Here is a 6,268-nt window from a genome sequence, read left to right as displayed (position 1 = left end):
GAGATTTTAATGTATATTGCATAAATGCTTTAAAAGGTTGTGATGGAATTATTATTGCATCTGAAATCATATATGAAGAATGTGATTAAATATTTAAAAAAGGCAGAACTGTAAAAATTAATTTTATAGTAATAATAATTACTAAAACAAATAATTTAAAAAGAATGTATTAGCAACTTCTGTCCCCTCAGGTGGTGGCACATCTGTAATTGCTACCTCACCAGTATCAAGTAAAATGGCTTTCGATGGCGGTATCATGGCCCTCGTTGGTTTGAAATGTATTTCGGATATTTTGATGAATGCGAATATTGGTGGAGAACCTCAAAATAATTATAAACCTCCAGGAAATCCTAAGTTACCAAAAGATATTAATTCAGGAGAGCCAACTCCATCATCAAATGCACCTCATTCGCAGATTGGGATAAAAGAGGGTAGAAAAGGTGATTATAGGCAGACAAGACAGTGGGGTGAAAATGGACAATTGCAGAAAACAACTGATTGGACTAATCATGGAAGAAAAGATCATTCAAATCCTCATGATCATTTTTCTACTCCAAATAATACTGGCGGAACACCGAAGAGAGATAACGGAACACCTTGGAGTTTAACATTATGAATTCTGATATGGCTAAATATTTTATAAAATTAAAACCAAAAATGATAAGTTCTGATTTATGTGGAACAAAAGAACAATTAGATATAATTATAAATTTAATTAATCAATTCAATTCAAAAATAGTTTGGTACTTGGCTGATTTAGAAACAATTCCAGATGGATGGTTAAATCTGAAATCAAATCATATCCCTTATTTCATTGGAAGCACAAATGATCTAATAAATAAGTTAGATAATAAATATCAAATTATTTTTGCTACTTTTATTTGTTTTAATGAACAACCTAAAAACAAAGATTGGACAAGATCTTATTGGTCTGAAGATAATGAAGTTCCAGATTTACAAGGAGCTCTATTAGAAATAAGACCTTTTGATACCTCTTATTATGAAATATATTCGAAAGATCTTAAAATTATGCAATTTATTTCTAATGAATTTAAATGTGAAATTGAGTATTTATAATTTCAATTTAAAGTTATAAAATAAATTTTTCCAATACAAAATTAATTACAGCTTCAAACTAGCAAAATACAAATGAAATTCCAATAAAAAAATATGTTTGGAATAGTCTTAGTTAGCTTGCTGAATTTGATGGTGTTACTTATTAAAAATTATTAAATGATGGCAGACAACCACAACATAATTCAGAAAAGAAAAATGATTTAACAATACAAAAACTTCCTCGCTCAGTAGCTTTTGCTCAAGGCATTACATTTGAACGAGATGAAATTCATTTTAATATTGGAATAGGCTCTTTTGCAAATTTAAGATTAATTACACGTTATCCAACTTTAAATGCAAAAGATGCTGTTTCATTATCTTCTGCTCAAATGCAATCACGAAAAGAACTTGTGATAAAAGATCATGTGGGCTCCGTTTCACAAGTTATAGACATTGATTCTCATAAAATAGTAGAACGAAATGCGAGTGAACCTTTTGGATTATCGCGCGGAATTCCATTATTATCAAACTCAATTTTAGCAAGTTACAAAGAAGTCGGAAATCGCCAAGATGTTTCTTTATACACTAATCCTCAAAGTAACATGCGTGATAACTGGGAAGGAAAATCCTTTGAAATATTAGGAAGCTCAAACTCAAATGAACTTCAAGGTATGCGTGGTACGGAAGTTTTTGCAAAAGGAAAGTTTTCAGCATCGACTGGTCTGCATTCAATGGGCGTACGAGCTTATGATCCCGCTCGTGGTTTATGGATGTCACCTGATATTTATATTGGACAAAATTTTGATGAAATTATTAAAGTAACAGACGAAGCAAACTTATTTCAATATGCAGGAAATAATCCTATTGAATTTCATTATGAAACTGGGGAGCAAAAAGGAAGACCATTATTACCGCGTGGAAAATCTCCTCAAGTTGAATCATCAACAAACACATCCAATAATAGCGCTATTTTTAATAAAGCCTTTGAGTCACCAAATGCAACTTTAAAACAGAAAAGTTTAGCAGTTTATTGTGACCTTGTTGAGACTTTGTCATCTACTAGTGGCTGTCTCCTCAAGAAACAATTGCTGAACTTGCAAGTGTTGCCAATACTGTTTCCGCTTTACAAAATCCTTCGCTACTTGCGGAAGTTGCTTCAAATGCTAAAAAAATAGTAGCTGCCGAAGCGATGCCGGCAGCAAAAATTAAAAATGCGCAAATTCATCATATTGCAACGGACAAAAATACAAAACGGGCGAAGGGTGGTGTCATATGGACTCCATTTTTTGAATAAATGTTTAATAAAGCTGGATTAGATATTTCGAAAGAACCTAGTAATAAGGTTTCTGTATTGGGTCATTCAGCAAACCATCCTGCAGAATATCATTTGGGGGTTTGGGATAAACTTAATGAAGCAACAAGGGGATTAGAAGGAGAAGCCTATACAAAAGCCTTTAAATCTGAGCTCACTAAGTTAGGAGTAGAAATTGCCACTCCTGGAACAAGAATGAACGACTTGGTAACAGGCAAACAAAAAAACCAAGTAAGCAATAGTAAAGGCAGTGCGGATAGATCCTCTTCTAATGCTAAAGGATCTTCAATTAGTTCAGAAAGACGAAATGACAATAGGACAAAACAATAATGAATTTGATAAATAAATAATTATTGAATTTAATAGAATATAAAATGAAGGGAAATAGTATGAATGAGCTTTTTAGGATAACATTGCCAATAAATATGCCAGAGTCAAAATTTAAATATTTATTATTAAATGAACCTTTAGAAAAAATATCTGGAAAAATATATGAGGATTATGTATTTCAACAAGGAAAAAAAATTGAAATAGCAAATGAGCTTGTTATTGGAAAATCTTGGGGCAAAAAATTTGCAGATTTTCATATGAGTTTAGGAGGCGCTTTTTACATAAATGAAAAGTTTATCAATTGTTTAAAAACTGTAGGTGAAACCAATTATCAATTATTACCAATAACAGTTTTACCAGAAGAAAAACCTTATTTTATTTTAAATACATTAAATGTTATTGATTGTGTTGATAGAGAGTTATCAAAATTTACTTTATGGACGGAAGAAGACAATAGGCCAGATAAACTTGGTAAATTTCATGGTTTTGATAAAATGGTTTTAGACCGTACTAAAGTTCCAAATGGAGTTCATATTTTTTTATTAAAAGGCTATGATATTTTAACTGTAGTAACGAAAGAGCTAGTAGAAGAATTTGAGAAAAATGGTGTTAAAGGATTTACTTTAATCCCTGTTGGATAATTTAAAAATAGAAATTTCATTTTAGACTATATTTTTTTATAGTCTCATTTTTATCTGAATTGAATTAAATACATTATAATATATAAAAATTATATTACTGAAATGAATAATATGGTTACAAAACAAGGCGCATGGGCTAGTGATAAAAGCGGAAATAACAAAAGCTCAAGTTCTTCGAAAGGTTCAAGCAGAGCTAGTTCTATTAGCAATGAAACTAGAAGTAATAATAAATCAAAGAATTGATTTTTATTTTATTTAATGTTTTATTGTGTTTTTTGAGTGCTTTTAGACTTTTTATTGGAGAATATTTATGAGTGAATTATTTAAATTAACATGGGCTGCGCCTAAATTTAAATATTATTTATTTGATAGTGTTATACAAAAAAAAAAACAAATACAAAATATGATGATTATTTATTTCGTAAAGTAGAAAAACTTGAAATTGATGAAGAATTGTATACAAATCATGAGCCATGGGGTAAAAAATATACTGATTTTCATCATGGCACTGGTGATGAATATTATATAAATGATCGTTTTTTAAATTGTTTAAAGACTATAGGTGAGGGTAATTTTCAAATTTTTCCTGTAACTGTTTTACCGGAAGAAAAACCTTATTTTATTTTAAATATTTTAAATGTTATTGATTGTGTAGATAGAGAATTATCAAAATATAATTTGTGGACTGAAGAAGACAATAGACCAGATAAACTTGGTAAATTTCGTGGTTTTGATAAAATGGTGTTAGATCGTTCTAAAGTTCCAAAAGGAATTCATATATTTAGAGTATATGGGTATCAAATTGTAACGGTAGTAACGAAAGAGCTGGTAGAAGAATTTGAGAAAAATGATGTTAAAGGATTTAGTTTAATTCCTTTAGGATAATAAAAAATAGATAATTCATTTGAGACTATTTTTTTATAGTCTCTATTTTGTATATAATATATTTTACCAAACATGATTTGATTTACATACTGCACGTGAGCTTTTGGAGAGTATTTTTAAAAATGATAGAAATGAATTTAAATTTGCCGTTAGAATTTATAAATTTTTTGGAAACAAATAAAGAATTAGATTATAATCCAGATGAAGCTTATCCTAAAAAAGTAAAGTTTCATAAATTAGAAGATTTAAAAAGAGAAAAAATATGGATTGATGCCACAACTTATGATGTTAATTTAAATATTATAAATGTAATACAGCAAGCCTATTATGAATTAGAAGCAGTTAGCTTAATAGAAGAATGTGATAGATATTCTGAATTTGGTATTTTATGCTGGCTGCCTGAGTTAAAAAAGTTTTGTTCTTGGGATATTGATCATTGGGTATTGACTTTATTTCCAAATGCAACATGGGAAGATATTTGCAACGATCCTGTTTCCTATTTAAATGCACAATGGGAAGAAGATTATTGCGGTGTAGGTGAAATATATGATCCAAGTGGTACTTTGCCACTGATTATCGGTCGGCCTTTTGAATAGAACATAAATTATTAGAAGATTTTCTTAAAAACAAACGGTTTTAAATTAATTTCAATGGGATAATTGAATATACAAGATTTGTTGAAACTATTTTTTTTATTATAAAAAATTTAATAAATGTATTATTTCTTTATAATACTTTACTTATTCTCAATCTAAATTTGATTTTTAGACCGCAAGTTTAGCTCAGTAAGTCCTTAAAATATTTGATTTGATAGCATAAATAATATTTTGCTTTGCTGTTAATTAACTAGATAGAAATAAAAAACTAATTTTCTAAAATAGATTTGCAAAATTATATTAAATATGAAAATAATTTAATTTTATTATTGAAAGGAAAATATATATGAATTTTATTGAATCAATTATACATAGTTTAAAAAAGTATGCTCGATTTGAAGGCAGATCAACAGTTCTTGAGTTTTGGTATTTTCATTTATTTTATTATTCGCTGTGGTTTATTCCTATTCTAATAAACAAAATAGTTTTTGATAATTCTGAAAAAATTAATTTTTTCAGTCTATTTCCTATAATCTCCGCTCTTATATTATTACCTCCATATATTTCTGTTACAGTGAGGAGATTACACGATATAAATAAAAATGGATGGTGGTACTTTATTCATATGATTCCTCTCATTGGTATTTTAATTATTTATATTATTTGTTCACTACCAGGTACAAAAGGGATAAATAAGTATGGTTGTCTTGAGATCAAATAATCGCATTTTAATGTATAAAAGGTTTCTGTTGCAAATAAATCAAAGTAAAAGAAAAGCTTAGAGAGGATTTTCAAAAATTATCTCTAAGTGCAATTATCCGGCCAGGGAGCACAATTGCTCACAAATAGGTAAATAATTTGTAAATTTGTATTTCCATTTGAAAAGCATATGAAGAGCTTTTATTCTAAATAAACCGCCTCTCATTGATTTCAATGAGTAGGAACCAAGTATAGGCTTCACTCTTTTTTATTATTTCAACTGATAAAATAAAATACGAGAACTTATTTGAACTCTAGCATTTTGAGCAATATTTGAGAAATATAATTTGAATATTAAGCATGAAAAAACAAATCATGGGCAAGTGATAAAAGCGGAAATAACAAAAAAGCACAAGTTCTTCAAAAGGTTCAAGCAGATCTAGTTCTATTAGCAATGAAAGAAGAAGTAATAATAAGTCAAAACATTGATTTTTATGAAAATTAATGTTTTATAGATTTTATTAATTACTCTTAGGTTTTATTGGAGAATATTTATGAACAAATACTTTGATTAACATGGGCTGAGCCAAAATTTAAATATTATTTATTTGATAGTGTTATATAAAAAAAACAAATACAAAATATGATGATTATTTATTTCGTAAAGTAGAAAAACTTGAAATTGATGAAGAATTGTATACAAATCATGAGCCTTGGGGTAAAAAATATACTGATTTTCACCATGGCAC

The 6,268-nt window shown here is 28.5% G+C and carries 9 protein-coding genes; all 9 read left to right on the top strand.

The window, feature by feature from the left end; all coding sequences use genetic code 11:
* Window positions 1-256: 256 nt before the first annotated feature.
* The gene (locus GCL60_RS15970; RefSeq protein WP_153421676.1) at window positions 257-616 is read left to right on the top strand and encodes a hypothetical protein; all 360 of its coding nucleotides are present in this window, start codon (window positions 257-259) and stop codon (window positions 614-616) included.
* Window positions 613-1,077, top strand: coding sequence for a hypothetical protein (locus GCL60_RS15965; RefSeq protein ID WP_153421675.1), 465 nt, complete (start codon window positions 613-615; stop codon window positions 1,075-1,077). The genes GCL60_RS15970 and GCL60_RS15965 overlap by 4 nt, the downstream gene beginning before the upstream one ends.
* Window positions 1,078-1,466: 389 nt before the next feature.
* Window positions 1,467-2,231, top strand: coding sequence for an RHS repeat domain-containing protein (locus GCL60_RS15960; protein ID WP_161998258.1), 765 nt, complete (start codon window positions 1,467-1,469; stop codon window positions 2,229-2,231).
* Between the two features lie 119 nt (window positions 2,232-2,350).
* Window positions 2,351-2,698: an AHH domain-containing protein gene (locus tag GCL60_RS15955; protein ID WP_153421673.1), complete on the top strand. Its 348-nt coding sequence runs from the start codon at window positions 2,351-2,353 to the stop codon at window positions 2,696-2,698.
* Between the two features lie 59 nt (window positions 2,699-2,757).
* A complete protein-coding gene (locus GCL60_RS15950; RefSeq protein ID WP_153421672.1) occupies window positions 2,758-3,339 on the top strand; it encodes an imm11 family protein in 582 nt (193 codons plus the stop codon).
* Between the two features lie 111 nt (window positions 3,340-3,450).
* The gene (locus GCL60_RS17480; RefSeq protein WP_272914834.1) at window positions 3,451-3,582 is read left to right on the top strand and encodes a hypothetical protein; all 132 of its coding nucleotides are present in this window, start codon (window positions 3,451-3,453) and stop codon (window positions 3,580-3,582) included.
* 210 nt (window positions 3,583-3,792) lie between these two features.
* Window positions 3,793-4,224, top strand: coding sequence for an imm11 family protein (locus GCL60_RS15945; RefSeq protein ID WP_153421671.1), 432 nt, complete (start codon window positions 3,793-3,795; stop codon window positions 4,222-4,224).
* Between the two features lie 122 nt (window positions 4,225-4,346).
* Complete coding sequence (locus tag GCL60_RS15940) at window positions 4,347-4,820, top strand: hypothetical protein (protein WP_153421670.1); 474 nt, start codon at window positions 4,347-4,349, stop codon at window positions 4,818-4,820.
* 346 nt (window positions 4,821-5,166) lie between these two features.
* Window positions 5,167-5,541: a DUF805 domain-containing protein gene (locus GCL60_RS15935; RefSeq protein ID WP_153421669.1), complete on the top strand. Its 375-nt coding sequence runs from the start codon at window positions 5,167-5,169 to the stop codon at window positions 5,539-5,541.
* Window positions 5,542-6,268: the final 727 nt, after the last annotated feature.

Source organism: Silvanigrella paludirubra, assembly GCF_009208775.1.
GTDB classification, from domain to species: domain Bacteria; phylum Bdellovibrionota_B; class Oligoflexia; order Silvanigrellales; family Silvanigrellaceae; genus Silvanigrella; species Silvanigrella paludirubra.
The sequence above is the reverse complement of the archived record's forward strand: the minus strand, read 5'-3'. Positions and strand labels throughout refer to the sequence as shown.

Excerpts from the sequence above, each read along its gene's own strand:
- GCL60_RS15970 (WP_153421676.1), top strand. The coding sequence starts at position 257 with ATGGCCCTCGTTGGTTTGAAATGTATTTCGGATATTTTGATGAATGCG.
- GCL60_RS15965 (WP_153421675.1), top strand. The coding sequence starts at position 613 with ATGAATTCTGATATGGCTAAATATTTTATAAAATTAAAACCAAAAATG.
- GCL60_RS15955 (WP_153421673.1), top strand. The coding sequence starts at position 2,351 with ATGTTTAATAAAGCTGGATTAGATATTTCGAAAGAACCTAGTAATAAG.
- GCL60_RS15950 (WP_153421672.1), top strand. The coding sequence starts at position 2,758 with ATGAATGAGCTTTTTAGGATAACATTGCCAATAAATATGCCAGAGTCA.
- GCL60_RS17480 (WP_272914834.1), top strand. The coding sequence starts at position 3,451 with ATGGTTACAAAACAAGGCGCATGGGCTAGTGATAAAAGCGGAAATAAC.
- GCL60_RS15940 (WP_153421670.1), top strand. The coding sequence starts at position 4,347 with ATGATAGAAATGAATTTAAATTTGCCGTTAGAATTTATAAATTTTTTG.
- GCL60_RS15935 (WP_153421669.1), top strand. The coding sequence starts at position 5,167 with ATGAATTTTATTGAATCAATTATACATAGTTTAAAAAAGTATGCTCGA.